Below are 26,113 nucleotides of genomic sequence, written 5' to 3' on the forward strand. Positions count from 1 at the left end.
ACCGCAGGGACGAGGAAGGCCAGGACATGGGACGCCACCGACGCTCCGCCGCCGGCCGCGCCGCCACGGGCCGCGCCACGGGGGTCACACATACGGACGGCTCTTACACGGAGGGCCACGACCCACGGGACTCGTACGGCGGCGACCGCCCGACGATGGGCATCGCGCCCTATCTGAACCCGGAGGCGTACGCCGAGGCCTACGCGAAGAGCGACGCCTACCTGTTCGCCTCGGACGACGACTACGACCGGATCACCGGCACCACGACGTTCCCGGACCACGAGACCGCCGCGTTCCGCAGTGACGGCTTCACGCCCAGCACGGGCTCCCGGCGCCCCGGCGGCGGCTCGCACCGCCGTCGCAAGAAGAAGGCCGTGGCACCGGTGAAGACCGGGCTGCTCGGCGTCTCCGCGGCGGTCGCCCTGGGCACGGTCGCGGTCGCCACGGGCGTGGTGCCCGGCATCGACAACTACCAGCTCGGCGGCGGCAACGGCGCGGACAAGGTGCAGGCCGCCGACACGCCGACCAACGCCCCGATCGAGCAGGGCGGCACGTCCGGCAGCGCCGACAGCCACGACAGCGGCTCCTCGACCAGCCGTGACGTCGAACGGCCCACCTCGCCGGCCCCGTCGACGTCGTCGGCCGCACCGACGAAGACCCCGTCGAAGAAGCCGTCGGCCACGCCCAGCCAGAAGCCGAAGGAGACTCCTTCTCGTACGGCCACGAAGGCGCCGGAGAAGGAGAAGCAGCCGGAGCGGGAGAAGACCAGCGCCCCCGTGCAGATGTCGGCCCAGGCCGCCGCCGCGGCCGAGGTGCTCCAGCTCGTCAACCAGGAGCGCGCACAGGTCGGCTGCAGCGCGGTCGCCGCCAACAGCTCCCTCACCGACCTGGCCCAGGACTTCAGCGAGGACATGGCCGCGCGGGGCTTCTTCGACCACACCGACCCCGGCGGGGCGTCCCCATGGGACCGGGCCGCGAAGGCCGGCATCACCGACCTCGGCGGCGAGAACATAGCCCGCGGCCAGGCCGACGCGGCCGCGGTGATGGATGCCTGGATGAACAGCCCGGGCCACAAGGCCAACATCCTGAACTGCGACTTCAAGACCCTGGGAGTCGGCGTGCACTTCGGTGCGGGCGGACCTTGGTGGACGCAGGACTTCGGGTACTAGGGGCACAGCACCGCACCCCAGGCGGATCTCGGCCGCAGTTAGCGCTAACTACAGGTTAGCGCTGCATTGAAGTACGCTGAAGTCATGGACGTCAAGCAGGAGGGAACCGAGGCGCAGGACCTCCCGTACAACGTGTTCGCCAAGGCCTGTCCCTCGCGCGGCACGCTGGAGCACGTCACGGGTCGCTGGGGCGGACTCACGCTCGGCGCCCTGTACGAGGGTTCGCTGCGCTTCAACGAGCTGCGCCGTCGTGTCGACGGCGTCAGCGAGAAGATGCTGTCCCAGACGCTGCACGCCCTGGAGCGAGACGGCCTGGTACACCGCGAGGCCCAGCCGACGAACCCGCCGCGGGTCGACTACGAGCTGACGCCGCTGGGGCGCGGGGTCGCCGAGCGGCTGCTGACCCTCATCCACTTCGTGGAGGGGCAGATGGACGACGTGCTGGAGGCACGTCAGCGTTACGACGGGACGCGCGGCGCCCTCTGACACTTCGGGCAGAAGTAGCTGGACCGGTTCATCCAGGGCCGTCGGCGCATCGGCGTACCGCACCGCTTGCACGGCAGCCCCTCACGGCCGTACGCGTCGAGCGACCGGTCGAAGTAGCCCGACTCACCGTTGACGTTGACGTACAGGCTGTCGAAGCTCGTGCCGCCCACCGCGAGGGCCGCGTTCATCACGTCCCTTACGTGGCCCAGGAGTTCGAGGCTGCGCGGGCGTGTGAAGGCCGCGGTCGGGCGGTCGTAGTGGAGGCGGGTGCGCCAAAGGGCCTCGTCCGCGTAGATGTTGCCGACACCGCTGATCAACGACTGGTCGAGCAGGGCCCGTTTGATGGTCGTGCGCTTGCGGCGCAGAGCCTGGTGGAAGGCCTCGTCGTCGAAGAGCGGGTCCAGGGGGTCGCGGGCGATGTGCGCGATGACGTCGGGCAGACCGTCGGCGGTGTTGTCGTGCAACGACAGGCCGCCGAAGGTGCGTTGGTCGACGAAGCGCAGCTCGGTGCCGAGGGCGTCCGCGAACCGGACCCGGATCCTGAGGTGCTTCTCGTCGGGCGCGTTCTGCGGCTGGACCAGCAGCTGACCGCTCATGCCGAGGTGGGCCAGGATCGACTGGTGCGTGTCCTCCAGGGGCAGCCACAGGTACTTGCCGCGACGGCTCGGTGTGCCGATGCGGTGCCCCTTTAGACGGTGTGCGAAGTCGTCCGCGCCGGCGATGTGCCGGCGTACGGCACGCGGGTGCAGCACCTCGGCGTCGGCGACGGTGCGATGGGCGACCCACCGCTCCAGACCGCGCCGTACGACCTCGACCTCGGGCAACTCGGGCATGGGATCCCCCGTACACACCTGCGTGGCCCGTCGGGCCCCTGAATGGACCGAGCGCCCGCCCCGCGGCGGGGTACGGGCGCTCGGATCGCTCTGTTCGGTCAGGCGGAGGCCGACGGCGCGTCGGCGTCCGGCTCAGCGGAATCCGGCTCACCGGTGTCCAGCTCAGCGGCATCCGCTGCCGCCTTCGCCTTCTTGGCGCGCTCGTCCGCCGCGGCCCGGATGGACCGCCACGCGGATTCCGCGGCCTGCTGCTCCGCCTCCTTCTTGCTGCGGCCGGTGCCGGTGCCGTACGAGACGCCTCCGACGCGGGCGGCAGCAGTGAAGGTCTTCTCGTGGTCGGGGCCGGTCTCCGTGACCAGGTACTCGGGAACACCGAGCCCCTCGGTCGCGGTGAGCTCCTGGAGGCTGGTCTTCCAGTCCAGGCCGGCTCCGAGGTTCGAGGACTTCTCGATCAGGGGGTCGAACAGGCGGTGCACCAGCTCCGCCGCCGATTCCAGTCCCTGGTCGAGATAGACCGCGCCGATCACCGCTTCCAGGGTGTCGGCGAGGATCGATGCCTTGTCCCGGCCGCCCGTGCCCTCTTCACCCCGGCCGAGCCGGATGAAGGAGCCCAGTTCCAGCCCGCGGCCGACCTCGGCCAGCGCACGCGAGTTGACCACCGCGGCCCGCAACTTGGCCAGCTGGCCTTCGGGCAGGTCCGGGTGGGTGCGGTACAGCGTGTCCGTGACAACGAGGCCGAGAACGGAGTCCCCGAGGAACTCCAGGCGCTCGTTGGTGGGCAGGCCGCCGTTCTCGTACGCGTACGACCGATGGGTCAGCGCACGCACCAGAAGGGCGGACTCGAGCTTGTACCCGAGCCGCCCTTCCAACAGCGTGTGGGACGAGGCCTGGCTGTCCGCCTTCTTGCGGGCGTTTGGGTCCGCCTTGGCGTCTTCCGCCTTCTTGGCAGTGGACACAGTGCCTCTCACCAGCCGCTCAGACCTCGAGGACCTGGCGCTTGTTGTAGGTGCCGCAAGACGGGCACGCAATGTGCTGCTGCTTGGGCTCGTGGCAGCGCTCGCACGCAACCAGGGTGGGGACCGCAGCCTTCCACTGCGACCGGCGGTGGCGCGTGTTGCTGCGCGACATCTTCCGCTTCGGAACAGCCACGGCTACTTCTCCTGCTTCTCGTCGACGCCCGCTTCCGCTTCGGCGCCGCTCATCTCGTCCTTCTCGCCGTCTCCGAGTGAACCGGCGAGTCCCTGCAGTGCCGCCCAACGGATGTCGACGGCGTCATGGTGGTGGTCCGGGTCGTCCGCAAGGCGTGCGCCGCACTCGGCGCACAGTCCCGGGCAGTCTTCCTGGCACACCGGCTGCATCGGCAGTGCGAGCACCACCGCATCACGCAGCACGGGTTCGAGGTCGAACAAGCCGTCCTCGAGAAAGAGCCTGTCCTCGTCGTCCTCGGCGTCGTCGCCGGGTTCCGCGCTGTGGTGGCGGCCCCGATCGTCGGCGTCAGGGTACGAGAACATCTCCTGGAAGTCCGCTTCGACGTCGAGCTGAAGCGGCTCCAGACACCTTACGCACTCCCCCTCGGCCTGTGCACGGCCGGTGCCTGTGACAAGCACCCCTTCCATGACCGACTCGAGCCGGAGTTCGAGCTCAACCGGGGCGCCTTCCGGCACTCCGATGACCCCCTGGATACCGAAGTCCTTGGGGGCGTCGATCGTGCGGGTCAGGCGCTGCAGCGCACCGGGCCGCCGACCCAGCTCGTGCGTGTCGAACACGAGAGGGTTGCGGTGGTCGAGGCGGGCTGTCACGCCATTCCTGCTTTCGATCTGCTGAGCTCAGAGGGTCACTGCCCTGCGGTGTTCCCGGGCAGCGTTGATCGCGGACGTACACGCGACCGAAGAGCCAGGATACTGGACCTTTCGCTCACCGCCCAATCCGGCGATCCCTACTGGCCTCGCCCCTGCTCGTAGGCCCGCAGCTGCTCCGCACTGATCATGCCGGTGTCGAAGAGGCTGGTCTCGTCGAGGGCGTATCCCTGGTCGCCCTGCGCGGCCTGCTGCGGGGCCTGGTGCTGAGTCTGGTGCTGGGCCTGGTTCGGGTCGTACGCGGCCTGCTGGGGGTCGTACCCCTGGTAGGCGTAGGGATCGGCCTGCTGGTAGCCGTACGGGTCCTGCTGGCCGCCGTACTGCTGCTGGTAGCCGTACGGATCCGCGGTCTGCTGCTGATAGCCGTACGCCGGCTGCGCGGTCTGCGGGTCGTACTGCGGCTGCGCCGGTACGGCCGCCGGCGGCTCGGCGGGGGCCGCCGGGGCGTCCCGCTCCGCGAGCGCGGCGAGGTCGGCGAGGTAGTCGGCGTCGCTGGAGTGCTGGACGGTGCCGGTGTCGTCGGCGAGGGCGCCGAGGTCGTCGGTGGCGATCCGGCCGTGCAGCTTCTGGCGGCCGCGGCCGACGGCCTCCAGGGTCTTCGCCAGGACCGCCTCGAAGGCGCCGAGCTTGATGTCGACGTATTCGTCGGCGGTGCGGCGCAGGGTCTCCGGGTCGTGGCTGCGCTCGGGGGCGTCCTCGTCCTCGTAGCCCTGCTCGTCGACTCCGGGGCCGGTGCCGAGGAGCTTCTCGCGGCCGCGGCCGACGGAGCCGAGGGTCTTGGTGAGGACGACCTCGAAGTTGGCGAGCTTGGAGTCGACGTAGTCGTCGGCCTCCGCGCGGACGTCCTCGGCCTCCTTGCGGGCCTCGGTGAGGATGCGCTCGGCCTCGGCCTGGGAGCGGCGGGCGACCTCGGTGTCGGAGATCAGGGAGCCGCGCTCGGCGTGCGCGCCCTGGATGATCCGCTCGGCCTCCTGGCGGGCCTGCTCGACCATCTGCTCGCGACCGCCGATCAGCTCCTGGGCCTGGGCGAGGGAACCGGGCAGGGCCGCGCGGACCTCTTCCAGCATCGAGAGCAGTTCGGCGCGGTTGACCACGCACGAGGCCGACATGGGCATCGACCGGGCACCTGAGACCGAGGCGACGATCTCGTCGAGCTTCTTCTGCACGTCCACCGTGTGCTCGCCACTCTCTACAGCTGTGATGGAGACGGACGGGACGACTGTAGCCCCATCAGTCCTTGCGCAGGCGCTTGTTGAGGGCCTCCAGGACCACCGGCGGCACGAGGTGGGAGACGTCCCCGCCCCAGGTCGCCACCTCCTTGACCAGGGAGGAGGACAGGAAGCTGTAGGTGGGGTTGGTCGGGACGAAGAGCGTCTCCACGCCCGACAGGCCGATGTTCATCTGGGCCATCTGCAGCTCGTAGTCGAAGTCGCTGACGGCGCGCAGGCCCTTGACGATGGCCGGGATGTCGCGCTGCTTGCAGAAGTCGACGAGGAGGCCGTGGAAGGCCTCGACGCGGACGTTGCCGTACTCGGCCGTGACCTGGCGGATCAGGTCGAGTCGCTCGTCGACCTCCAACAGGCCCTTCTTGGACTTGTTGATCATGACGGCTACGTAGACCTCGTCGTACAGCCTGGAGGCGCGGGAAATGATGTCGAGGTGTCCGTTGGTGATCGGGTCGAACGACCCGGGACAGACGGCGCGGCGCACTACTGATCCCTCGCTCTCGGGTCCGGTCATCGTGCGTCTTCGCACGTGGAGGCGGCGCGACCGTACCAAAACGTTCCCTCGCCGTAACGACGGGCCCGGATCGCTTCGAAACCGTCCGGCCACCGGAATTCGCCGCCTCTGGTGCTGCGCTCCACGGTGACGAGTGCTTCCGGCGCGAGCCAGCCCCCCGAGCGGAGTGTGAGCAGAATCTCGCGAAGATCGTGATCTGTGACTCGGTACGGCGGGTCCAGGAAGACGAGGTCGTACGGCTCGGTCGGCGCCGGGGTCTGGATGATCTGTTCGGCTTTGCCCGCCCTCACCTCGGCGCCGGGGAGGCCGAGACTCTTGACGTTCGCGCGGACGACGCGGGCCGCGCGGGCGTCGGCCTCGACGAGGAGGGTGTGGCCGGCGCCGCGGGACAGTGCTTCCAGGCCGACCGCGCCTGAACCGGCGTAGAGGTCGAGGACCCGTTCCCCGTCCAGCGGGCCGCCCAGGAGGGACTGCCAGGTGGAGAAGAGACCTTCGCGTGCGCGGTCGGAGGTGGGGCGGGTACCCGTGCCGGGGGGCACGGCTAGACGACGTCCGCCGGCTGCGCCGGCGATCACGCGGGTCATCTGTGGTCCTTGGTGGTGGGCGGCTTTAGGTATCAGTGTGGCTGGTCGCGCAGTTCCCCGCGCCACTGAGGTACGTCCACTTCACCCCTTTTCCAAGTACTGCTCCCTTTCCTCGTCCAAGAGGGCATCCAGGGCTGTACGCAGGCCGGGAAGTCCCGTCAGCTCCGGGTCGGCCGCCACAACCGCCGCCGCCTCCTCCCGTGCCTCCGCGATGATCTCCTCGTCCTCGATGACCGCCAGGACCCGCAGGCTGGACCGTGCCCCGGACTGGGCCTGGCCCAGGACGTCGCCCTCGCGGCGCTGTTCCAGGTCGATGCGGGAGAGTTCGAAGCCGTCGAGGGTGGCGGCGACCGCGTTGAGGCGCTGGCGGGCCGCGCTGGCTTCGGGCATCTCGGTGACCAGGAGGCAGAGGCCCGCCGCCGAGCCGCGGCCTACCCGGCCGCGGAGCTGGTGGAGCTGGGAGACGCCGAAGCGGTCGGCGTCCATGATCACCATCGCCGTGGCGTTGGGGACGTTCACGCCGACCTCGATGACCGTCGTGGCGACCAGGACGTCGGTCTCACCGGCGGCGAAGCGGCGCATCACGGCGTCCTTGTCGTCGGGGTGCATTCGGCCGTGCAGGACCTCGACCCTGAGGCCCTGGAGCGGTCCCTTGGCGAGCTGGTCCGCCACGTCGAGGACGGCCAGCGGCGGGCGCTTCTCGGCCTCGTCCTCGGGGGACTTCTTCTTGCCGGTCTTCTTCGGGTCGTCCTCCTCGTCGCCGATGCGCGGGCAGACGACGTACGCCTGATGGCCGTTGCCGACCTCCTCGCGCACGCGCTCCCAGGCGCGGGCCAGGAAGTGGGGCTTGTCGGCGGCCGGGACGACGTGGGAGGCGATGGGTGAGCGGCCGGCGGGGAGCTGGTCGAGGACCGAGGTCTCCAGGTCGCCGAAGACGGTCATGGCGACCGTGCGCGGGATGGGCGTGGCCGTCATGACGAGCAGGTGGGGCGGCTGCTTGCCCTTGCCGCGCAGGGCGTCGCGCTGTTCCACACCGAAGCGGTGCTGTTCGTCGACGACGACCAGCCCGAGGTCGTGGAACTGCACCTTGTCCTCGATCAACGCGTGGGTGCCGATGACGATCCCGGCCTCACCGGTGACCAGGTCGAGCAGGGCCTGGCGGCGGGCGGCCGCGCCCATGGAACCGGTCAGCAGCACCACCTTGGTGGCCTGCTCGGCGCCGCCCAGCATGCCGCCCTCGGCCAGCTCGCCCATCATCTCGACGATCGAGCGGTGATGCTGCTGGGCCAGCACTTCGGTGGGCGCGAGCATGGCGGCCTGGCCACCGGCGTCGACGACGGCGAGCATGGCGCGCAGGGCCACCATCGTGTTGTGGGTCACCGTGAAGTGGTCGGTGACGTAGGCATGGCTCGGGTGGGCGACGCTGATGCACTGGACGGGCTTACGTCCTACGTACTCAACCGCGCGAATTCCACGCCGGAACGTGTCGTATTTCGGCCTGGGCCGTACGCGTTCGGCCTTGCGGGTCAGCCGGAAGGGAGCGTATTCGTCAGGCATGGCCACCGAGACGTTGAAGGCAGCTTTCTCCGGCAGCACACTCGCTCGACCGCCCAGGGACCGCACGAGCCAGGCGACGTCGTCCGCGAGCCTGCGCGAAGCCGAGCAAAGGGAGATGCTCATGCCGTCCGACTGAACGGTGCCATCTGTGTCCAGCAGGCCTTGCAGCAGTGCGAGACGGTTCTTGATCGAGGTGTTCTTGAATTCGTCGGGAACGAACTTTCCGTGCGACGTCACACCCCACAGATCCAGATCACGCAGGGTTTGGATCACAGGATGGCGCACGCCTCCGGCACGATCCGTCAGCTGAATCGTGTAGTCACAGGAGGACCCCTTCACTGGGACCAAGCGGCAGACGGGCGCCACGGCTGTCGCCGCGGCATCCCGGATCTCGTCGTCGATGGTGGCCAGACGCAGGTTGTGCCGGAATGAGCCGTCGCCCAGGAGAAGACCGAACAGATACGGGTCGAGGGGAAGTCCGGAATCGCCTCCCAGGTCGACCGGGGCGGCCGCAGGGAGGTACCACTTGGGGTCCCCGTTCGCCTTGTACGGGTCGAGACGGATCTCCCGGGTCGTCATGACCTTGGGAGCCTGGCCACGGTGCCATCCGCAGCTCGTACCGACGATCCATAGGTGCTCGTCGTCGCACTCGACGGAGCTTCCATCGGAAAGAACCAGGCGCCAGACATCACGCTCCCCTTGTGGAAAGACCCCGTCGATCAATGCGATCCCGCCGTCCGGGACGACGACTTCGTCCCCCCTCCGCACATCCCCCATACGGCGGAAACCTGCGGGTGTCAGCACAAGCGAGTCGAGAGGCTGAGCCTTTCCGGAACCCACCTCCCCCTGCAGCAGCCGGTGCATCGGATGCTCGGTCGCCAGGTCGTCGAAGATCTCCCGCGAGACCTTTTGCTGGCCCTCGGTGAGGGTGAAGGGAAGGAGGTCGTCGAAGGACGTCAGGAGGCCGTCCGGCTTGGGTTTGCGGGCCACCGCGGGGAGTTGGGCGTCGGCATGGCGGCGGCGGGCCAGGGCGACCTGGAGGACGAAGGCCTCGTCCCACTTGAGGCGGGAGCGGGCGTCCTCGATGTCGGCCTTGGTGTGCGGGCGGTGGATCTTGAGGAGGGCCTCGGGGAGGGTGACCAGGCCGCGGCCCTCGCGGAGCGCGTCCGGGAGCGGGTCGATCGCTTCCTGGGCGCTGGGCAGGACCGTCTGGATCGCCTTGCCGATCTTCCAGGACTCCAGTTTGGCGGTGGCGGGGTAGAGGGGGATCAGGGCGCCGGCCCAGGTCTCGACCGTCTCCTCCGCGTCGCCGCGCAGCAACTCGTACGCCGGGTGCGCCAGTTGGAGACGGCGGTTGAAGACGGAGACCTTGCCCGCGAACATCGCACGCGTGCCCGGCAGGAGCTCCTTGTGGGGCTTGTGAACTCCGGCGCCGAAGAAGACCAGTTGGAGGCGGCCGCTGCCGTCGGTGATCGTGACTTCGAGGCGCTGGCCCTTGCCGCGCGGGGCCTTGGCGGAGGCGAAGGAGTGCAGACGGGCGTCCGCGACCATGGCGACCACCGTGACGTGCTCGTCCATGGGGAGGTCGGCCAGGTGCGTGAGCTGGCCGCGCTCCTCGTATCTGCGCGGGTAGTGGTGCAGCAGATCGCCGACTGTGTGCAGGCCGAGGTGCTCGGCCATCACCTTCGCGGTGGGAGGGCCGAGCACTTTCTTCAGTGGTTCTTCCAGTGCGGGCACGAGATCCATTCCACACCACGGCACTGACAATGCCGTAGAGGTCGCGGCGGCCGTCCCGGTAAACGTCCCGGAAGCCCCTGGTCAGACGTTTCGTTTCGGCTCTAGGATGGCGCGCTCCGGCCATCCTTTCGCGGTCACCGCCTCACCGGGACCGCCCGACCCCGCGCCGTCGCGAAGTCCCCCCACCGGCGCAGCGACGATGGACTCCCAGACCTCACAGTCATCCCAGGCACCTCAGCCACCCCACTCACCTCATACGTTCCAGGTCGACCTGCGTGGTCTGGTGGACCTGCTCTCCCACCACCTCTACTCCAGCCCGAAGGTCTACCTGCGCGAACTGCTGCAGAACGCCGTCGACGCCATCACCGCCAGACGCGCCGAGGAGCCGGGCGCGCCGGCCGTGGTCCGGCTGTACGCCGAGTCGGGCGCCCTGCGGGTCGAGGACTCCGGGGTCGGGCTCACCGAGGCCGACGTGCACAACCTCCTCGCGACCATCGGGCGCAGCTCCAAGCGTGCCGAGGGGCTCCAGGAGGCCCGGTCCGACTTCCTGGGGCAGTTCGGCATCGGTCTGCTGGCCTGTTTCGTGGTCGCCGAGCGGATCCGGGTGGTCAGCCGCAGCGCCCGTACGCCGGACGCGGCGCCCGTGGAGTGGACGGCGACGGACGACGGTTCGTACACCGTACGGACGCTGCCGGACGACGCCCGCCTCGAACCGGGCACCACCGTGCACCTGGTGGCGCGGGCCGGGGCCGCCGAGTGGCTGGCCGAGGACCGGGTGCTGGCGCTGGCGCGGGACTTCGGCTCGCTGCTGCCGTACGACGTCCGGGTCGGCGGCGAGGCGGTCACCGACCTGCCCGCGCCCTGGGACCGGCCGTACCCCTCCCCCGCCAACCGGCGGGTGGCCCTGGCCCGGCACTGTCACGACCTGTTCGGATTCACCCCGCTGGACTCGATCGAACTGGACGTGCCGCTCGCGGGGATCCGTGGCGTGGCGTACGTCCTTCCCTCGGCGGTCAGCCCGGCCCAGCGGGCGGGTCATCGTGTCCACCTCAAGGGCATGCTGCTGACCGAGCGCGCCGAACAGCTGCTGCCGGACTGGGCGTTCTTCGTGCGCTGCGTCCTGGACACCGACAGCCTCAGGCCGACGGCCTCGCGTGAGTCGCTGTACGAGGACGAGACGCTGGCGGGCGTACGGGAGGCGCTCGGCGAAAGGATTCGGTCGTGGCTGACCGGGCTCGCGGCGGGTGATCCGGAACGGCTGGCGGCCTTCCTGTCCGTGCACCACCTGGGCGTGAAGTCGCTCGCGCGGCACGACAAGGAGATGCTGCGCACCATGCTGCCGTGGCTCCCCTTCGAGACGACCGACGGGCCGCTGTCCCTGGAGGAGTTCGCGCAGCGGCACCCGGTCGTGCACTTCACGCGAACCGTCGAGGAGTACCGGCAGGTCGCGCCGATCGCGTCCGCGCAGGGCGTCGGGGTGATCAACGGCGGCTACACGTACGACAGCGAGCTGGTCGAGGCGCTGCCGTCGGTACGGCCGGGAACGGTCGTCGCCGAGCTGGACGCGGACACCGTGACCGCCCACCTGGACTCGGTCGACCCGGCCGAGGAGCTGGCCCTGGCGGGCTTCCTGGCCACCGCGCGGGCGAAGCTCGACCCGCTGGGCTGTGACGTCGTCCTGCGCGCCTTCCACCCGCTGTCCGTGCCCGCGCTGCACCTCGACGACCGGGCGGCCCGGCACGAGCAGGCCCGCGCGGACGCCGAGGAGCAGGCCGACGACCTGTGGGCGGGCATCCTGGGCTCGCTGCGCGGCAGCGCGCCACGCGCGCGTCTCGTGCTCAACCACCTCAACCCGCTGATCCGGCGGATCAGTTCGCTGGGCGATCCGGAGCTGATCGGCACCGCCACCGAGTCCCTCTACGGGCAGGCGCTGCTGATGGCGCAGCGTCCGCTCAGGCCCGCCGACTCGGCGCTGCTGAACCGGTCCTTCATCGGTCTGCTGGAGTGGGCCACGAACGGCGAGGAGGGTCGCCGATGAGCGACGTCACGGACTTCGACTCGCTGCGCCGGGCGATGGCGGAGAACTCCGAGGAGCCGGAGGGTCCCGCCCGCAACGCGCGCGCGGAGCAGCTGCTCTCCGAGGCCGAGAAGCTGAACATCCCGCTCGCCGTGATCGAGGCGCTCGGACACCAGCTGAAGGTCTACAACTACAGCTCCGAGAAGGACAAGATGTTCGTCCCGTTCGCGCGTCTGCTGCGCATGTGGGACGAGCAGCCCGGGGACTTCGACGAGTACGAGACGCATTCGCTGCACTGGTTCTTCAAGTGGATGTCGTCCGGCATGCTCGATCAGCCGCACATCCCGCTGGCCTCGATCGAGAAGTGGCTCGGCGAGATGGAGCACCGCTACCGGCTCGCCGGGCACTCCGAACGGGCCGTACGCGGCGCCGAGTTCAGCGTGGCCGCGCATGTCGGGGACGTGGCGCGGGCGGAGCGGGCGTACGACGCCTGGCTGGCCGCCGACCGGGACAGCATGGCCGACTGCCACGCGTGCGAGCTGCACGGGCAGGGGTGGTGGCAGGCCGAGCGGGGCCGGGACGCCGAGGCGATCCGGCTGTGGGGACCGGTCCTGGAGGGCGAGTTCACCTGCGCCCACGAGCCGCACACCGTCCTCGCGTCCTCCCTGGCGCCCCTGCTGCGCCTGGGCCGCCTGGACGAGGCCCGCGCCCACCATCTGCGGGGCTTCCGGCTCGTACGGGCCATGGAGAGCATGCGCGGCGCCTACGCGGACCACGTGGAGTTCTGCGCGCTCAGCGGCAACGAGGCGCGCGGCCTGGAGCTGCTCGCCGAGCGGCCGGCGTACTTCACGGACGACGGGCATCCGCGCAGCAAGCTGGAGTTCATGGCGGTGGTGGCCCTGCTCATGGACCGTCTGAGCGAACTGGGCCTGGGCGATCAGCGGGTGCCGGGTCCGGCGGACCGTGAGTGGACCGCCCGTGAACTCGCCGCACACGCGCGCGTGGAGGCCCTCGCCCTCGCGGCGGGCTTCGACCGGCGCAACGCCACGGACCACGTCAGTGAGCGGGCACGCGCGCGTATGGCGCAGCGGCCGCTGGTGGAGCGGCTGCCGCTGGGCGTGCGGACGCCGGCGGCACGTCCGGCGGGGGTGACGGCGCCCGCTCCGGCGGCGGCCACCGTGTCGGCAGGTGCCGAGAGCGCGGAAGGGGAGCCCGACCTGGCCGCGCTCCTCATCGAGGCACGGCGGCTGTCGGACACCCTCCAGCCCCACGCCATCGAGGCCTGGGCGGCCGTCTCGCGGGCCGCCGAGGACGTCGAGCTGGCCGCCCGCGACCGCGCGGAGATCGCCGATCACCAGGCGATGGACCTGGGCCCCGAGGGCATCGCCCTGTTCGAGGAGGCCGCCGGGCTGTACGCGGAGGCGGGCGACCCCGGCGAGTCCCTGGCGGCACGCGCGCGTGGAGCGTACGTACGCGCTCTCACCGGCGAAGTGCCCGAGGCCCTCGCGGTGATCGCCGACCTGTACGACCGGGCCCTCGCGCTGTACGCCGAGGACGGCACGGGCGTACGTCAGACGGCGGCCGTTCTCATGAGCCGGGCGCGGGTCCTGATGCGGCGGGTGCACGAGGCGGAGGGCGCGACGCAGGAGGCCGCCCAGGCCGATGCCAAGGCGGCCGCGGGTGAGGTGCTCGCGCTCGTCGACGGACGGGCCGGGGACGACGTACGGCTTGCCGCGCGGGCCGCGGAGGCGCGGGCGATACTCGCGGAGCTGGCCGCGCTCGGCGGGGACGTGGAGCAGGCGGCGGAGCTGTTCGCGCGGGCTTCGGCGGCGTTCGTCGAGGCGGGGCTGCCGTGGTTCGCGGTGGAGTACGAGGCCCGGCTGGCCGGACTCGCGCACCATCTCGGCGACATCGCGGAGGCCGAGCGGGCGCTGCGGGCGGCCCTGGAGCACGGCGGGCCGCACCTGGAGGCGCCGGGGCGGGCCCAGCTGCACCTCCAGCTGGCCGAGGTGCTCGGCGGCCGGGGGCTGGCCGAGGAGGCCGCGGAGCACGCCCTGGAGGCGGCGCACTGGGCCGACGAGGCGGGCGAGAGCCGGACGCTGGGCGCCTGGGCGCGGCAACAGCTCGGCGGGCTGCTGCTGCGGCAGGGACGGTTCGCCGAGGCCGCCGAGGTGCTGGAGTCGGCGCTGCCCGACCTGACCGCCGAGATGCACGGCGACGGCGCGGTCGTCCAGACGCAGTGGTGGCTCGGCGACTGTCTGAGCGAGCTCGGCGAACACCGCGAGGCGGCCGACCGCCGGTTGCAGGCCGCGGAGATCGCCCGGCACTGGCCCGAGCAGCACGACCACGCCACGCTCGCCCACCTCGCCGCCGAATCCCTCGGCCACGCGGGCCTGCACGCCGAGGCGGACCAGGCGTACGCGCGCGCGGGCGCGCTGTGGCGGACCCTCGGCAACGTCCACGGCCTCGTCCGCTCCCTGCGCGCCCGCGCGTGGCTGGCGTTGCGCGTGGAGGACGTGGAGGGCCTGGACGGCGGCGCCGACGCGGCGTCCGAGTTGATGGCGAGCGCGGTCGGCGAGTGCACGGCGGCGCTGGACTCGGCGGACGACGAGGAGGCGCGCATGCGGATGGTCGCCGAACTCGGCCACACCCACCGGCAGTTCAGCGACCTGCTGGCCCGTTCGGCCACGGAGGACGCCGAGGACGAGTCGATCCGGGCCGCACTGGAGGGGGCCCTGTGCCAAGTGACGCAGGCCGTCGCGGTGTTCGCCTCCCTCGGCGAGGACGCCCTGCACAGCCGCACCGGCGCCGAACTCGCCGCGGGCTGGCTGGAGGCCGACCTGAGCCGCCCGGACCGCGCGGCCGCACGCGCGCGTGCGGTGCTGGCGGCCTACGAGGGTCACGACGAGGACGACGGGGCGGTACAGGAGCGGCGGGCCGAGGCCGAGCAGATGCTTGAAGTGGTGGAGGAGCAGGACACGGAGTAACGGGTGGGCGGCCCGCGGGGCCCGCGTTACTCCACGCCGATGAGCAGCAGCGCCCCTTGCCGCCCGCCCCGGTACACCACCGTGTCGACGGCGAGATACGACTCACGCACGCGTGCTTCGAGGTGCTCGGCGATCGCCTCCGGCGCGTCGTCGCCGAGGACGAGGGTGACGAGTTCACCGCCGGCCGAGAGCATGCGGTCGAGGACGGTCTCGGCGGTGGCCGTGACGTCCGTCCCGATCACGGCCACATCCCCCTCGACGAGGCCGAGGACGTCGCCGGCCTGGCAGATGCCGGCCATGGTCCAGGACTGCCGTTCGGCGACGGCGACCTCGGCGTAGCGGGTCGCGCCGGCCGCCGAGGTCATCGACACGACGTCCTCGTCGAAGCGGCGCTCCGGCTCGTGCACGGCGAGCGCCGCGATGCCCTGGACGGCGGAGCGGGTCGGGATCAGCGCCACGCGGATGCCCTCCGCGCGGGCCTGCTCGGCCGCCGCGGCCGCGGTGTGGCGCAGCTCGGCGTCGTTGGGCAGCAGCACGACCTCGCGCGCGTGGGCACGTCGTACGGCCTCCACCAGCTCCCCGCTCGCAGGCGGCTCCCCGGGGCGCGCGAGGACGGTGGTCGCGCCGGCCTCGCCGTACAGCCCGGCCAGGCCCTCCCCCGGCACGACGGCGACGACGGCACGCTGGGCGCGCTCCCGGGGCGGCCGCTCGGCACCGGTGGTGTGCACGTCACCGGCACCGAAGTGGGTGATCCGGATCCGGTACGGCCGCCCGGCCTCGACGCCGGCTTCCACCGCGGCCCCGGCGTCGTTCACGTGCACGTGCACGTTCCACAGCCCGTCGCCGCCGACCACCACGAGGGAGTCCCCGAGGCCGTCGAGCCGCTCCCGCAGCCGCGCCACGGCCGTGTCCTCGGCCTCCAGCAGGTAGATCACCTCGAACGCCGGGCCGCCCTCCTCCGTGCCGTCGGCGCACTGCTCGGCACCGGCGGACGAGACGCTCCCCGCGCCGCTCGGGGCGCCGCGCGAACCGTCCGACACACCCACCACGCGCGTGTGCCCGGCGGAGAACCGGGGCGCCGCCTCCCCCGTGAGCGTCTCCACCAGGGCGCCGAGCACCGCCAGCAGCCCCCGGCCGCCAGCGTCGACCACCCCCGCGCGCTCCAGGACCGCCAGCTGTCCGGGCGTCGCGGCCAGTGCCGCTCGCGCCCCCTCGTAGGCCGCCCGCGCGACCGCCCCGCAGTCGTCGCCCTCTGCCGCACCGGCCGCGTCGGCCGCCGCGGAGGCGACCGTGAGGACCGTGCCCTCGACGGGGTGGGCCACGGCCTGGCGGGCGGAGTCGGCCGCGTGCCGCAGAGCGAGGCGCAGACCGGAGCCGTCGGTATGAACCGTGTCACCGTCGGCGGCGAGCACCTGGGCCATGCCTCGCAGCAACTGGGCGAGGATCGTCCCGGAGTTCCCCCGGGCACCTATCAGGGCCCCGTGCGCCATCGCGCGGACGGCGTCCGCGAGGCTGGGTTTCCCCACGTCGTAGGCGGTGAACACGGCCTCCACCGCCGCGACCGCCGACTCCGCGGTGAGATACAGGTTCGTCCCCGTGTCGCCGTCGGCCACGGGATAGACGTTGATCGCGTCGATCTCCTCGCGCGCCCGACCGAGTGACTCCAGCGCGAGGCCGCACCAGGTGCGCACCGCGAGAGCATCGAAGAATGTCTGCGGCACCTGCGCCACCTGCGCCTTCCCTGAGCTGCCGGTCCCTGAGCTGCTGGACGTGGCACGCAGCGTAGACCCAGAGCCGGTGCGCACCGGAAGAGGGCCGGGAGCGGGCTCCTGATCAGGCATGGTAGTTTCGTTCTACTGGCGCAGTCGTTGTATGCTGCTCCGGTTGCCCGATGCAGATCGGGCCGTTCCCCTGGCAATGTCACTCAGATCTCTGATCCTAGATCTCGATCCCGGCATGCCGGGATTAACCGTAAGTGGATCTGAAGTCTTTGGAGTGACCCGTGGCTGCCAACTGCGACGTCTGCGGCAAGGGGCCGGGCTTCGGCAACAACATCTCGCACTCGCACCGCCGTACGTCCCGTCGCTGGAACCCGAACATCCAGCGCGTCCGTACCGTGGTCGGCGGGACGCCGAAGCGCGTGAACGCCTGCACCTCGTGCATCAAGGCCGGCAAGGTCTCGCGCTGACGCCATCAGCTGAGCGCGCGGCCACTGCCGGTTCGCCGCATAGAGCCGGTCCACCTCGGTGGACCGGCTTTTTGCTGTGCCCGAGCGACTGATCGGCCAGGCCGCCGGGCGGCTGATCGGCTGAGCGGCCACCGAAGCCGCTATGAGCGCCCGCGGAACCGCCACCCATGATCCACCGGCCCGATCCCCCCACCGAGCGCGAACCCCGCCTTGATCGCCCCGGTGACGTACTCCTTGGCCGCCGCCACCGCCTCCGGGACGGACTGCCCCTTCGCGAGCCCTGAGGCGATCGCGGAGGCGAGCGTGCAGCCCGTGCCGTGGGTGTGCCGGTTGTCGTAGCGGGGGGCCCGCAGCCAGTGCTCCTCGGAGCCGTCGGTCAGCAGATCCACGGCGTCCCCGGACAGATGGCCGCCCTTGATCAGCACCCAGCGCGGCCCGTACGCCAGAACGGCCGCCGCGGCCTCCCGAAGCTGCTCCTCCGCCTCGACGTGGACGCCGGTGAGTTGCGCCACCTCGTCGAGGTTGGGGGTCGCCACGGTCGCCACCGGCAGCAGCTTCGTGCGTACGGAGTCCAGCGCGGAGGCCGCGAGCAGCGGGTCCCCGTGCTTGGACACACCGACCGGGTCGACGACCGCCGGCGCGTCCGTCCCCCCGATCAACTCCGCCACCGTCTCGACGAGTTCGGCGGACGCCAGCATCCCCGTCTTGATCGCCTGGACGCCGATGTCGTCGACGACGCTGCGGTACTGGGCGCGCACCGCCTCCACGGGCAGTTCCCAAGCGCCCTGCACACCGAGGGAGTTCTGCGCGGTGACCGCCGTGATCACGCTCATGCCGTGCACGCCGAGCGCGAGCATCGTCTTCAGGTCGGCCTGGATCCCCGCGCCGCCGCCCGAGTCGGAACCCGCCACCGTGAGGACGCCCGGGATCATGACTCGATGTCCCCGCCGAAGTGGTCCCAGCCGCCCTTCTTGGTCCACGGCGCCCCGTCCACCGTCACCTGCGGCAGCGCGGAGGGGTTGAGGACCTCGCCGATGACCTTCCAGCGGGCCGGGAGCTTCACGTCCGGCGGGAAGGTCGCCACGATCGCGTGGTCCTCTCCCCCGGTCAGCACCCACTGCATGGGATCGACGCCGACGGCCTGTCCGATGTCGTTCATCTGGGTCGGGATGTCGATCGCGCCGGAGCGGATGTCGATCCGGACCTTGCTGGCCTCGGCGATGTGCCCGAGGTCGGCGATCAGCCCATCACTGACGTCGCACATCGCGGTCGCGCCGAGCCCCGCGGCGGCCGGACCCGCGTGGTACGGCGGCTCCGGGCGCCGATGGGCCTCGACGAAGGCGCGCGGCGAGCGGAACCCCCGGGCGAGCACGGCGTATCCGGCCGCGGACCAGCCCAGCCAGCCGGTCACCGCGACGAGGTCGCCGGGCTGCGCGCCCGCCCGCGTCACGGGCTCCTGGTTGCGCAGATCGCCGAGCGCGGTGATCGACACCATGATCGAGTCGCCTCGTACGACATCACCGCCGACCACGGAGGCGCCGGCGACCTGGCACTCGTCGCGCAGGCCGTCCATCAACTCGGTCGGCCAGGTCACCGGGAGTTCGGCGGGGACGACCAGGCCGAGCAGCAGGGCGGTCGGTACGGCGCCCATGGCGGCGATGTCCGCGAGGTTCTGCGCGGCGGCCTTGCGGCCGACGTCGTAGGCCGTGGACCAGTCGCGGCGGAAGTGCCGTCCCTCCAGCAGGATGTCGGTGCTGGCGACCACCCTGCGGTCGGGCGCGGCCACCACCGCGGCGTCGTCGCCGGGGCCTACCCGGACCGCCGGGGTGGTGGTGAGACGGGAGGTGAGCTCCCTGATGAGCCCGAACTCGCCGAGCTCACCAACAGTGCCCTTCATTGCCCTTACGCCCCTTCCGTCCCTGTCCGTACCCGGTCGCGCGTCACTACTGTCCTCGCTACGGTCGAGGTGTACGTCAACTTCTGTCGTGCCGGTACCCCGGCGCGCAAGCCCCGGCCATCGCAGGTCTCCCCGCGGCGAGCGGCGACGCGATACCGTGGCGTTCCTTTTCCCCACATGATCCTCGTGGCCGCCCTGGAGGTTCCGTGGTACAGGCGTACATCCTGATCCAGACGGAGGTCGGCAAGGCGTCGACCGTCGCCGAGACGATCAGCAAGATCCCTGGAGTCATCCAGGCCGAGGACGTGACAGGACCGTACGACGTCATCGTGCGCGCCCAGGCCGACACTGTCGATGACCTGGGTCGCATGGTGGTCGCGAAGGTCCAGCAAGTGGACGGCATCACCCGCACACTGACCTGCCCGGTCGTACATCTGTAGCCCCCGTCTACCCTTGGCCGGTGAACTCTTTGCGTCACCGGCACATCTCTGTCCTCGGGCTGCCCGCGCTCGTCCTGCTGATCACCGCAGCGGGCTGCTCATCAGCAGACGGCAGCGCGTCGACGGCGGTTCCCAGTCCCGCCGCGAAAGCCACGAAGCTGTGCCGGAACCTCGACAAGGTACTGCCGGCCAAGGTGGACGGTGAGCGCCGTGAGGACCCCTCACCCGCGTCCGCGCTGACCGCGGGCTGGGGGGACTCGGCGATCATACTGCGGTGCGGTGTACCACGACCCCCGAAGATGGTCGACCCCAAGGTGGCCGAGGGCCGGGACCCGGACGCGGTGGCCGGGGGCGTGGAAGACGTCAAGTGGCTGATGGAGAAGCAGGACGGCGGCGGGTACCGGTTCACGACCGCGAGCCGCCTCGCGTACGTCGAGGTCACGGTGGAGAAGGGGCTGGACAGCTCGGGGGTGCTGATCGACCTGGCTCCGGCCATCAAGAAGGCGATCCCCACCGGGATCGCCGACCTGACCGGGACGGGTCCTACCTGAGGCCGGTGGACCGCCGCAGCGCCGCCTGGATCAGCCGGTCCACCAGGTCCGGGTAGCTGATCCCGCTCGCCTGCCACATCTTCGGGTACATCGAGATCGGCGTGAAGCCGGGCATCGTGTTGATCTCGTTGATCACGAACTCCCCGTCCTCGGTGAGGAAGAAGTCCGCGCGCACCAGGCCCTCGCAGCTCGCCGCGTCGAAGGCGTCCACCGCGAGCCGCTGGACCTCGGCCGTCTCCTCCGGCGTCAGCGGCGCCGGCACGATCCCGGGCGTCGAGTCGATGTACTTGGCCTCGAAGTCGTAGTACGCGTGCGCGTCCGGCGGCGGGATCTCGGCCGGTACGGAGGCGCGCGGGCCGTCCTCGAACTCCAGGACGCCGCACTCGATCTCACGGCCGCGCAGGGCGGCCTCGACGAGGATCTTCGGGTCGTGCCGCTGGGCCTCGACGATTGCCTCGTCCAGGCCCGACAGGTCCTCGACCTTGGTGATGCCGATCGAGGAACCCGCGCGCGCGGGCTTCACGAAGAGCGGCCAGCCGTGCTCGCCGGCCAGGTCGACGATCTTCTTGCGGGCGGCCGACTCGTCCTGCTCCCACTCGCGCGGCCGGATCACCACGTACGGGCCCACCTTGAGCCCGAACGAGGTGAACACCCGCTTCATGTACTCCTTGTCCTGGCCGACGGCCGAGGCGAGAACACCCGAACCCACGTACGGGACGCCGGAGAGCTCCAGGAGGCCCTGGAGGGTGCCGTCCTCGCCGTACGGGCCGTGCAGCACCGGGAAGACGACGTCGACGTCACCGAGTGCCTTGGGAACCGATCCGGGCTCGCTGTAGACCACTTCGCGGCTCGCGGGATCGACGGGGAGCACCACGCCGCCCTCGCTGGACTCGGCGAGGTCCTCGACGTCGGGCGTACGGCGCTCGCTGATCGCCATGCGTTCGGGATCGTCGGCGGTGAGCACCCAGCGGCCGCCGCGCGTGATGCCGATCGGCAGGACGTCGTACCGCGTCCGGTCGATCGCACGCAGTACGGCGCCGGCGGTCACCATGGAGATCCCGTGCTCGGAGCTGCGACCGCCGAACACGACGGCCACACGCGGCTTGCGGGGCGGCTGGTCAGGGCTCTGGGGGAGGTTCTCGGTGCTCATATCGCGATGAGCGTACCCGCCCGTAGGGGCCGAGTCAGCGTCCGGAGGGTGGCATTCGCTCAGCGTCGCACCGGCTTCGCTCAGCGTCGCTCCGGCTTGGCGCTGCGCGACATGAGCTCCTTCAGGGCGACCACGGGCGGCTTGCCCTCGTGGACGATGCCGACGACCGTCTCCGTGATGGGCATGTCGACGCCGTGCCTGCGGGCCAGATCCAGCACGGACTCACAGGACTTGACGCCCTCGGCGGTCTGCTTGGTGACCGCGATGGTCTCCTGCAGGGTCATGCCCTTGCCGAGGTTGGTGCCGAAGGTGTGGTTGCGGGACAGCGGCGAGGAGCACGTCGCCACCAGGTCGCCGAGGCCCGCGAGTCCGGCGAACGTCAGCGGGTCGGCGCCCAGCGCGACTCCGAGCCGCGCGGTCTCGGCGAGGCCGCGCGTGATGAGCGAGCCCTTGGCGTTGTCGCCGAGCCCCATGCCGTCCGCGATGCCGACGGCGAGCCCGATGACGTTCTTCACGGCACCGCCCAGCTCACAGCCCACCACGTCGGTCTCGGTGTACGGCCTGAAGTACGGCGTGTGACAGGCGGCCTGGAGGCGCTGGGCGACGGACTCGTCGGTGCAGGCGACCACCGCGGCGGCCGGCATCCGCGCGGCGATCTCACGGGCCAGGTTGGGCCCGGTGACGACGGCGATGCGGTCGTGGCCGACCTTGGCCACGTCCTCGATGACCTCGCTCATCCGCATGGCGGTGCCGAGTTCGACACCCTTCATGAGGGAGACGAGGACCGTGCCCGGCGCCAGCATCGGCGTCCACTCGGCGAGGTTGGCGCGCAGGGTCTGGGAGGGGACCGACAGCACCGTGAAGTCGGCGCCGGCCATGGCCTCCGCGGGGTCCGTGGTCGCCCGCATGCCCTGCGGCAGCTCGACGCCGGGGAAGTAGTCGGGGTTCGTACGGCTCGAGTTGATGGCCTCGGCGACCTCGGGGCGACGCGCCCACAGGGTGACCTCGCACCCCGCGTCGGCGAGGACGATGCCGAAGGCGGTGCCCCACGAACCAGCACTCAGAACTGCCGCCTTGACCGGCTTGCTCACGTGCCCTGCCCCTCTTCCTGCTCGGCCTTTGCCTGCTCGGCCCTCGGCTGCGTCCGCCGGTTCTGCGCGGCAGTGCGGCGGCGCTGCTCGATGCGCTCCTGACGCGGATCGTACGGCTTCTCGGGCGCCTTCTCGCCGCGGATCTCCTCCAGCTGGCGGGTGATGGCGGCCATGATGACCTCGGTCGCCTCCTTCAGCAGCTCCGGGGTCATCTCCTTGTCGTAGAAGCCCGCGAGATCCACGGGCGGGCCCGCGAGCACCCGGTGGGTCTTGCGCGGAAGGATGTTGAGCTTCTTGGCGTAGGGCGGCAGCAGTTCGTTGGCGCCCCACTGCGCGACCGGGATCACCGGGCACTTGGTCTGGAGGGCGACGCGTGCGGCACCGGTCTTGCCGGTCATCGGCCACTGTTCCGGGTCCCGGGTGATGGTGCCCTCGGGGTAGAACGCGACGCACTCGCCGCGCTCCACGGCGCCGATGGCGGCCCGGAAAGCGCTCAGCGCGTCCGTGGTCTCCCGGTAGACGGGGATCTGCCCGGTACCGCGCATCGCGGCGCCGACGAATCCCTTCCGGAAAAGCCCGCTCTTCGCCAGGAATCGCGGAACCCGGCCGGTGTTGTACTGAAAGTGCGCGTACGCGAAGGGATCGATGTGCGAATTGTGGTTCACCGCGGTGATAAATCCGCCCTCGGCCGGAATGTTCTCCATTCCACGCCAGTCCCGCTTGATCAGAACCACCAGCGGCGGTTTGCAGAGCACCGCGGCGAAGCGATACCAGAAGCCGATTCTGCGGCGGGGCACGCGGACACCTTCCTCTAGGGATCAAGCACATCGGGCCGGAGGGCCGCACAAGTGTCGCCCCGGGCCGCCGGTCTGTCGAGAACACCGTACGCCTCGCCACCGTCACCGCCAGATGGCCCTGGTGACGGCTGAGTGACAATGGCCGCGACAAGAGAGGGACGGAACGCTCGTGCAGTGGACCTTGGTCATACCCCTGAAGCCCTTGGCGCGGGCGAAGAGCAGGCTCTCGGACACCGCGTCGGACGGGCTGCGCCCGGGCCTGGCCCTCGCGTTCGCCCAGGACACGGTGGCGGCGGCGCTGGCCTGCCCGGCGGTGAAGGATGTGGCAGTCGTCACGAACGACGCCCTGGCCGGCCGCGAGCTGGGCGTACTCGGAGCGCATATCGTCCCGGACGAACCAGGAGGCGGCCTGAACGCAGCGCTGGCGCACGCGACGGCAGTCGTACGGTCGTCCCGCCCCGAAAGCGCCGTAGCGGCCCTGAACGCCGATCTTCCGGCGCTGCGCCCCCTGGAATTGTCCCGTGTCCTGGATGCGGCAACGGAATTCCCCCGCGCTTTTCTCCCGGACGCGGCAGAGATCGGCACGACTCTGTTGGCCGCGGCCCCGGGCCGGGAATTGCTACCGGCATTCGGCCAGGATTCCCGGGCCCGCCATCGCGCGTCCGGGGCCGTGGAACTCCCCCTCGACGAGGTGGATTCCGTACGCCAGGACGTGGACACCGGCGAGGATCTGCGGGCCGCGCTCGCCTTGGGAGTGGGCCCGCGAACAGCGGCGGCAGCAGCAAGGCTGCTGATCACGCACCCCAAAGGGGCGCGAGCAACTGCGCGACCAGCCCCGACGGCGCCGCACTCGCACCACAACCCGTCGTAGGGTTGCAGCCATGCAGGCCACCGCATACACCTACGACGAGAACACCCGCTCCGGCAGCGTCCTCCTGGACGACGGCACCCCCGTCCCCTTCGGCGCCCCCGCCTTCGACGCCGGAGGCCTACGGCTGCTGCGCCCCGGCCAACGGGTCCGCATCGAGACGGAGGGTGAGGGCGAGGCCCTGCGCATCACGCTGGTGACCCTGCAGACCCTGTGAACGACAGCTGAACACGCCGCGGGCCGGACTCCACACGGAGTCCGGCCCGGCGCGTGAGTGCCCCAGCGGTTCTCACCTCTTGCGGGCGGTGGCCTTCTTGGCGGTGGTCTTGCGAGCCGTCGACTTCTTGGCGGGCGCCTTCTTGGCGGTCGCCTTCTTCGCCGGGGCCTTCTTGGCCGTCGCCTTCTTGGCCGTGGTCTTCTTCGCCGCGGTCGTCTTCTTGGCGGCCGTCGTGGTCTTCTTCGCCGGCGCCTTCTTCGCGGTGGTCTTCTTGGCGGCGGCCGTGGTCTTCTTGGCCGTCGTCTTCTTCGCCGTCGTCTTCTTCGCGGCGGCCGCCTTGGTGGTCTTCTTCGCGGCGGCCTTCTTGACCGTCGCCGCGGCACCACCGGTCAGGCTGCCCTTGGGCGCCTTCTTGACGGCGACCTCGCCACCGCGCGGCAGCTTCTTCGAGCCGCTCACCAGGTCCTTGAAGCCCTGACCGGCACGGAAGCGCGGAACGGAGGTCTTCTTGACGCGAACCCGCTCGCCCGTCTGGGGGTTACGGGCGTAACGAGCGGGCCGGTCGACCTTCTCGAACGAACCGAAGCCGGTGACCGAAACCCGCTCACCCGAGACGACCGCGCGGACGATCGCGTCCAGTACGTGGTCGACAGCATCGGCGGCCTGCTGTCGGCCGCCCATCTTGTCGGCAATCGCTTCTACGAGCTGCGCCTTGTTCACGTCTTCCCCTTCGGAGACATCGCCAGAACGAAAGTGTTCAAGCTTTTTCGCACGTTAGGCAGATATATACCGCAAATCAAACACGAAACGGGCTAATCACCCTTGTGCCGCAACAGACTCGACTGTCTCGAAGGTTGATCAGCGTTCCTCTTCGGGGAATCGCCCCGCCTCAAGATCCGCCATGAACCGCTCCAGACGCCTTGCCGCTTCGGCGACGTCGTGCTTGGCCGCGGCCGTAATGACCAGCAGCTTCCGGGTCAGCGCCATCCGTACGCCCTCCGGGACTTGCAGTGCGCGCACCCTTGTGTGCGCTTCCTTCAGTTGGTCCGCGACTGCCGCATAGAGCTCGAGTTGGCCGTCGTGGTCCATGCACAGATTGTGCCATCTGGGGCGAGTTGTCGCCTGCCAGGGGTGCAACTCCGGCCTCGAATGGCCTTCCGGGCACTTGCGGAAGTCGCGGCCACACCACTCGCGTACCCCAGCAACACCCTTCGTAACGTGGGAAGTTGACCGGCGAACGCGAGCGGCGCAGGGCCGTTCGGGTGCAGACATGGCAGTACCCCCGATCGGGCTGATCGGGGGTACTGAGGGGGTATTGCGCTGTCCGAAAGTCGCCTTGCGCGGCGGCTTCGGATCAGGTCTGAAGCGTGCGCGGCTTGAACGACGGCCGCTTCGCCTCGTAGGCCGCGATGTCGGCCTCGTTCTGGAGGGTGATCGAGATGTCGTCGAGGCCGTTCAGCAGCCGCCAGCGGGAGTTCTCGTCCAGCTCGAAGGAGGCGGTGATGCCCTCGGCGCGCACCTCGCGGGCCTCGAGGTCGACGGTGATCTCGGCCTGCGGGTCCTTCTCGGAGAGCTCCTGGAGCGCGTCCACGATCTTCTGCTCCAGAACCACCGTGAGCAGGCCGTTCTTGAGCGAGTTGCCGCGGAAGATGTCCGCGAAGCGCGAGGAGATGACCGTCTTGAAGCCGTAGTTCTGCAGCGCCCACACGGCGTGCTCACGGGAGGAACCGGTGCCGAAGTCGGGACCGGCGACCAGCACCGTGGCGCCCTGCCGCTCCGGCTGGTTGAGGATGAACGTCTCGTCCTTGCGCCAGGCCTCGAACAGCCCGTCCTCGAAACCGTCCCGCGTGACCTTCTTGAGCCAGTGAGCAGGGATGATCTGGTCGGTGTCGACGTTGGAGCGGCGCAGCGGAACGGCCCGGCCGGTGTGCTTGGTGAATGCTTCCAT

26 protein-coding genes are annotated in these 26,113 nt (G+C 70.6%); 9 read left to right on the forward strand and 17 right to left on the reverse strand.

The window, feature by feature from the left end:
• Window positions 1–26 precede the first annotated feature (26 nt).
• Window positions 27–1,169: a CAP domain-containing protein gene (locus ADK36_RS37835; protein ID WP_053200826.1), complete on the forward strand. Its 1,143-nt coding sequence runs from the start codon at window positions 27–29 to the stop codon at window positions 1,167–1,169.
• Window positions 1,170–1,253: 84 nt separating this feature from the next.
• Window positions 1,254–1,655: a winged helix-turn-helix transcriptional regulator gene (locus ADK36_RS37840; protein ID WP_048580643.1), complete on the forward strand. Its 402-nt coding sequence runs from the start codon at window positions 1,254–1,256 to the stop codon at window positions 1,653–1,655.
• Here ADK36_RS37840 and mutM read toward each other — a convergent pair.
• The 8 genes from mutM to ADK36_RS37880 form a co-directional block, all read right to left on the reverse strand.
• Entirely contained in the window at window positions 1,628–2,488 is an 861-nt protein-coding gene (mutM, locus tag ADK36_RS37845; RefSeq protein ID WP_048580642.1) for a bifunctional DNA-formamidopyrimidine glycosylase/DNA-(apurinic or apyrimidinic site) lyase, read from the reverse strand. The genes ADK36_RS37840 and mutM overlap by 28 nt on opposite strands.
• 98 nt (window positions 2,489–2,586) lie before the next feature.
• Complete coding sequence (rnc, locus tag ADK36_RS37850; RefSeq protein WP_199830341.1) at window positions 2,587–3,456, reverse strand: ribonuclease III; 870 nt, start codon at window positions 3,454–3,456, stop codon at window positions 2,587–2,589.
• Between the two features lie 7 nt (window positions 3,457–3,463).
• Window positions 3,464–3,637, reverse strand: coding sequence for a 50S ribosomal protein L32 (gene rpmF / locus ADK36_RS37855; RefSeq protein WP_003951102.1), 174 nt, complete (start codon window positions 3,635–3,637; stop codon window positions 3,464–3,466).
• 2 nt (window positions 3,638–3,639) lie between these two features.
• Window positions 3,640–4,305: a YceD family protein gene (locus ADK36_RS37860; RefSeq protein WP_425315289.1), complete on the reverse strand. Its 666-nt coding sequence runs from the start codon at window positions 4,303–4,305 to the stop codon at window positions 3,640–3,642.
• A gap of 119 nt (window positions 4,306–4,424) precedes the next feature.
• Complete coding sequence (locus ADK36_RS37865; RefSeq protein ID WP_048580639.1) at window positions 4,425–5,516, reverse strand: ATP synthase F0 subunit B; 1,092 nt, start codon at window positions 5,514–5,516, stop codon at window positions 4,425–4,427.
• A 58-nt stretch (window positions 5,517–5,574) separates the two neighbouring features.
• Window positions 5,575–6,054, reverse strand: coding sequence for a pantetheine-phosphate adenylyltransferase (gene coaD / locus ADK36_RS37870; RefSeq protein WP_048580638.1), 480 nt, complete (start codon window positions 6,052–6,054; stop codon window positions 5,575–5,577).
• A 26-nt stretch (window positions 6,055–6,080) separates the two neighbouring features.
• A complete protein-coding gene (gene rsmD, locus ADK36_RS37875) occupies window positions 6,081–6,701 on the reverse strand; it encodes a 16S rRNA (guanine(966)-N(2))-methyltransferase RsmD (RefSeq protein WP_267887441.1) in 621 nt (206 codons plus the stop codon).
• Between the two features lie 48 nt (window positions 6,702–6,749).
• Window positions 6,750–9,971 carry a helicase-related protein gene (locus ADK36_RS37880; protein WP_053200831.1) on the reverse strand — a complete coding sequence of 1,074 codons (3,222 nt, stop codon included), beginning with the start codon at window positions 9,969–9,971 and terminating at the stop codon, window positions 6,750–6,752.
• A 190-nt stretch (window positions 9,972–10,161) separates the two neighbouring features.
• On the opposite strand from ADK36_RS37880, the gene ADK36_RS37885 reads away from it, so the two are divergent.
• Both ADK36_RS37885 and ADK36_RS37890 read left to right on the forward strand, forming a co-directional pair.
• Window positions 10,162–12,000: an HSP90 family protein gene (locus ADK36_RS37885; RefSeq protein WP_078916139.1), complete on the forward strand. Its 1,839-nt coding sequence runs from the start codon at window positions 10,162–10,164 to the stop codon at window positions 11,998–12,000.
• Window positions 11,997–14,966 (forward strand): hypothetical protein, encoded by a 2,970-nt coding sequence (locus tag ADK36_RS37890; protein ID WP_053200833.1) that lies wholly within the window; start codon window positions 11,997–11,999, stop codon window positions 14,964–14,966. The genes ADK36_RS37885 and ADK36_RS37890 overlap by 4 nt, the downstream gene beginning before the upstream one ends.
• A gap of 26 nt (window positions 14,967–14,992) precedes the next feature.
• On the opposite strand, the gene ADK36_RS37895 is transcribed toward ADK36_RS37890, so the two are convergent.
• Window positions 14,993–16,696, reverse strand: a complete 1,704-nt coding sequence (locus tag ADK36_RS37895; protein ID WP_048580633.1) for a DAK2 domain-containing protein — start codon at window positions 16,694–16,696, stop codon at window positions 14,993–14,995.
• A gap of 272 nt (window positions 16,697–16,968) precedes the next feature.
• Here ADK36_RS37895 and rpmB point away from each other — a divergent pair, with 272 nt between their 5' ends.
• On the forward strand, window positions 16,969–17,154 hold the full coding sequence (gene rpmB / locus ADK36_RS37900; protein ID WP_003993230.1) for a 50S ribosomal protein L28: 186 nt from the start codon (window positions 16,969–16,971) through the stop codon (window positions 17,152–17,154).
• 140 nt (window positions 17,155–17,294) lie between these two features.
• Here rpmB and thiD read toward each other — a convergent pair whose 3' ends face one another.
• Window positions 17,295–18,086 (reverse strand): bifunctional hydroxymethylpyrimidine kinase/phosphomethylpyrimidine kinase, encoded by a 792-nt coding sequence (gene thiD / locus ADK36_RS37905; RefSeq protein ID WP_048580632.1) that lies wholly within the window; start codon window positions 18,084–18,086, stop codon window positions 17,295–17,297.
• Window positions 18,083–19,051, reverse strand: a complete 969-nt coding sequence (locus tag ADK36_RS37910) for a thiamine-phosphate kinase (protein WP_030050100.1) — start codon at window positions 19,049–19,051, stop codon at window positions 18,083–18,085. The genes thiD and ADK36_RS37910 overlap by 4 nt, the downstream gene beginning before the upstream one ends.
• 206 nt (window positions 19,052–19,257) lie before the next feature.
• Here ADK36_RS37910 and ADK36_RS37915 point away from each other — a divergent pair, with 206 nt between their 5' ends.
• Both ADK36_RS37915 and ADK36_RS37920 read left to right on the forward strand, forming a co-directional pair.
• Window positions 19,258–19,491, forward strand: a complete 234-nt coding sequence (locus ADK36_RS37915) for an Lrp/AsnC family transcriptional regulator (RefSeq protein ID WP_003997603.1) — start codon at window positions 19,258–19,260, stop codon at window positions 19,489–19,491.
• Window positions 19,492–19,511: 20 nt separating this feature from the next.
• Window positions 19,512–20,042 (forward strand): DUF3515 domain-containing protein, encoded by a 531-nt coding sequence (locus ADK36_RS37920; protein WP_048580631.1) that lies wholly within the window; start codon window positions 19,512–19,514, stop codon window positions 20,040–20,042.
• Here the strand turns inward: ADK36_RS37920 and ADK36_RS37925 are convergent.
• The 3 genes from ADK36_RS37925 to ADK36_RS37935 form a co-directional block, all read right to left on the reverse strand.
• Window positions 20,035–21,192 carry a D-alanine--D-alanine ligase family protein gene (locus ADK36_RS37925; protein ID WP_048580630.1) on the reverse strand — a complete coding sequence of 386 codons (1,158 nt, stop codon included), beginning with the start codon at window positions 21,190–21,192 and terminating at the stop codon, window positions 20,035–20,037. The two genes, ADK36_RS37920 and ADK36_RS37925, sit on opposite strands and share 8 nt — an antisense overlap.
• A gap of 80 nt (window positions 21,193–21,272) precedes the next feature.
• Window positions 21,273–22,283: an NAD(P)H-dependent glycerol-3-phosphate dehydrogenase gene (locus tag ADK36_RS37930; protein WP_030050097.1), complete on the reverse strand. Its 1,011-nt coding sequence runs from the start codon at window positions 22,281–22,283 to the stop codon at window positions 21,273–21,275.
• Entirely contained in the window at window positions 22,280–23,080 is an 801-nt protein-coding gene (locus ADK36_RS37935; protein WP_048580629.1) for a lysophospholipid acyltransferase family protein, read from the reverse strand. Before ADK36_RS37935 ends, ADK36_RS37930 begins: the two co-directional genes overlap by 4 nt.
• Before the next feature lie 169 nt (window positions 23,081–23,249).
• On the opposite strand from ADK36_RS37935, the gene cofC reads away from it, so the two are divergent.
• Both cofC and ADK36_RS37945 read left to right on the forward strand, forming a co-directional pair.
• Window positions 23,250–23,951, forward strand: a complete 702-nt coding sequence (gene cofC, locus ADK36_RS37940; RefSeq protein WP_048580628.1) for a 2-phospho-L-lactate guanylyltransferase — start codon at window positions 23,250–23,252, stop codon at window positions 23,949–23,951.
• Between the two features lie 10 nt (window positions 23,952–23,961).
• Entirely contained in the window at window positions 23,962–24,165 is a 204-nt protein-coding gene (locus ADK36_RS37945; RefSeq protein WP_048580627.1) for a hypothetical protein, read from the forward strand.
• A gap of 72 nt (window positions 24,166–24,237) precedes the next feature.
• On the opposite strand, the gene ADK36_RS37950 is transcribed toward ADK36_RS37945, so the two are convergent.
• From ADK36_RS37950 to leuD, 3 genes are all read right to left on the reverse strand, one after another.
• Window positions 24,238–24,885, reverse strand: a complete 648-nt coding sequence (locus ADK36_RS37950) for an HU family DNA-binding protein (RefSeq protein ID WP_048580626.1) — start codon at window positions 24,883–24,885, stop codon at window positions 24,238–24,240.
• A gap of 138 nt (window positions 24,886–25,023) precedes the next feature.
• Window positions 25,024–25,254: a hypothetical protein gene (locus ADK36_RS37955; protein WP_053200835.1), complete on the reverse strand. Its 231-nt coding sequence runs from the start codon at window positions 25,252–25,254 to the stop codon at window positions 25,024–25,026.
• Between the two features lie 265 nt (window positions 25,255–25,519).
• Window positions 25,520–26,113: a 3-isopropylmalate dehydratase small subunit gene (gene leuD / locus ADK36_RS37960; RefSeq protein WP_048580624.1), complete on the reverse strand. Its 594-nt coding sequence runs from the start codon at window positions 26,111–26,113 to the stop codon at window positions 25,520–25,522.

The organism is Streptomyces viridochromogenes, assembly GCF_001270495.1.
Taxonomy (GTDB): Bacteria; Actinomycetota; Actinomycetes; order Streptomycetales; family Streptomycetaceae; genus Streptomyces; species Streptomyces viridochromogenes_A.

Coding starts and splice junctions, on each gene's coding strand:
- ADK36_RS37835 (WP_053200826.1), top strand. CDS start 27: ATGGGACGCCACCGACGCTCCGCCGCCGGCCGCGCCGCCACGGGCCGC.
- ADK36_RS37840 (WP_048580643.1), top strand. CDS start 1,254: ATGGACGTCAAGCAGGAGGGAACCGAGGCGCAGGACCTCCCGTACAAC.
- mutM (WP_048580642.1), bottom strand. CDS start 2,488: ATGCCCGAGTTGCCCGAGGTCGAGGTCGTACGGCGCGGTCTGGAGCGG.
- ADK36_RS37880 (WP_053200831.1), bottom strand. CDS start 9,971: ATGGATCTCGTGCCCGCACTGGAAGAACCACTGAAGAAAGTGCTCGGC.
- ADK36_RS37885 (WP_078916139.1), top strand. CDS start 10,162: ATGGACTCCCAGACCTCACAGTCATCCCAGGCACCTCAGCCACCCCAC.
- ADK36_RS37890 (WP_053200833.1), top strand. CDS start 11,997: ATGAGCGACGTCACGGACTTCGACTCGCTGCGCCGGGCGATGGCGGAG.
- thiD (WP_048580632.1), bottom strand. CDS start 18,086: ATGATCCCGGGCGTCCTCACGGTGGCGGGTTCCGACTCGGGCGGCGGC.
- ADK36_RS37910 (WP_030050100.1), bottom strand. CDS start 19,051: ATGAAGGGCACTGTTGGTGAGCTCGGCGAGTTCGGGCTCATCAGGGAG.
- ADK36_RS37925 (WP_048580630.1), bottom strand. CDS start 21,192: ATGAGCACCGAGAACCTCCCCCAGAGCCCTGACCAGCCGCCCCGCAAG.
- ADK36_RS37945 (WP_048580627.1), top strand. CDS start 23,962: ATGCAGGCCACCGCATACACCTACGACGAGAACACCCGCTCCGGCAGC.
- ADK36_RS37955 (WP_053200835.1), bottom strand. CDS start 25,254: ATGGACCACGACGGCCAACTCGAGCTCTATGCGGCAGTCGCGGACCAA.
- leuD (WP_048580624.1), bottom strand. CDS start 26,113: ATGGAAGCATTCACCAAGCACACCGGCCGGGCCGTTCCGCTGCGCCGC.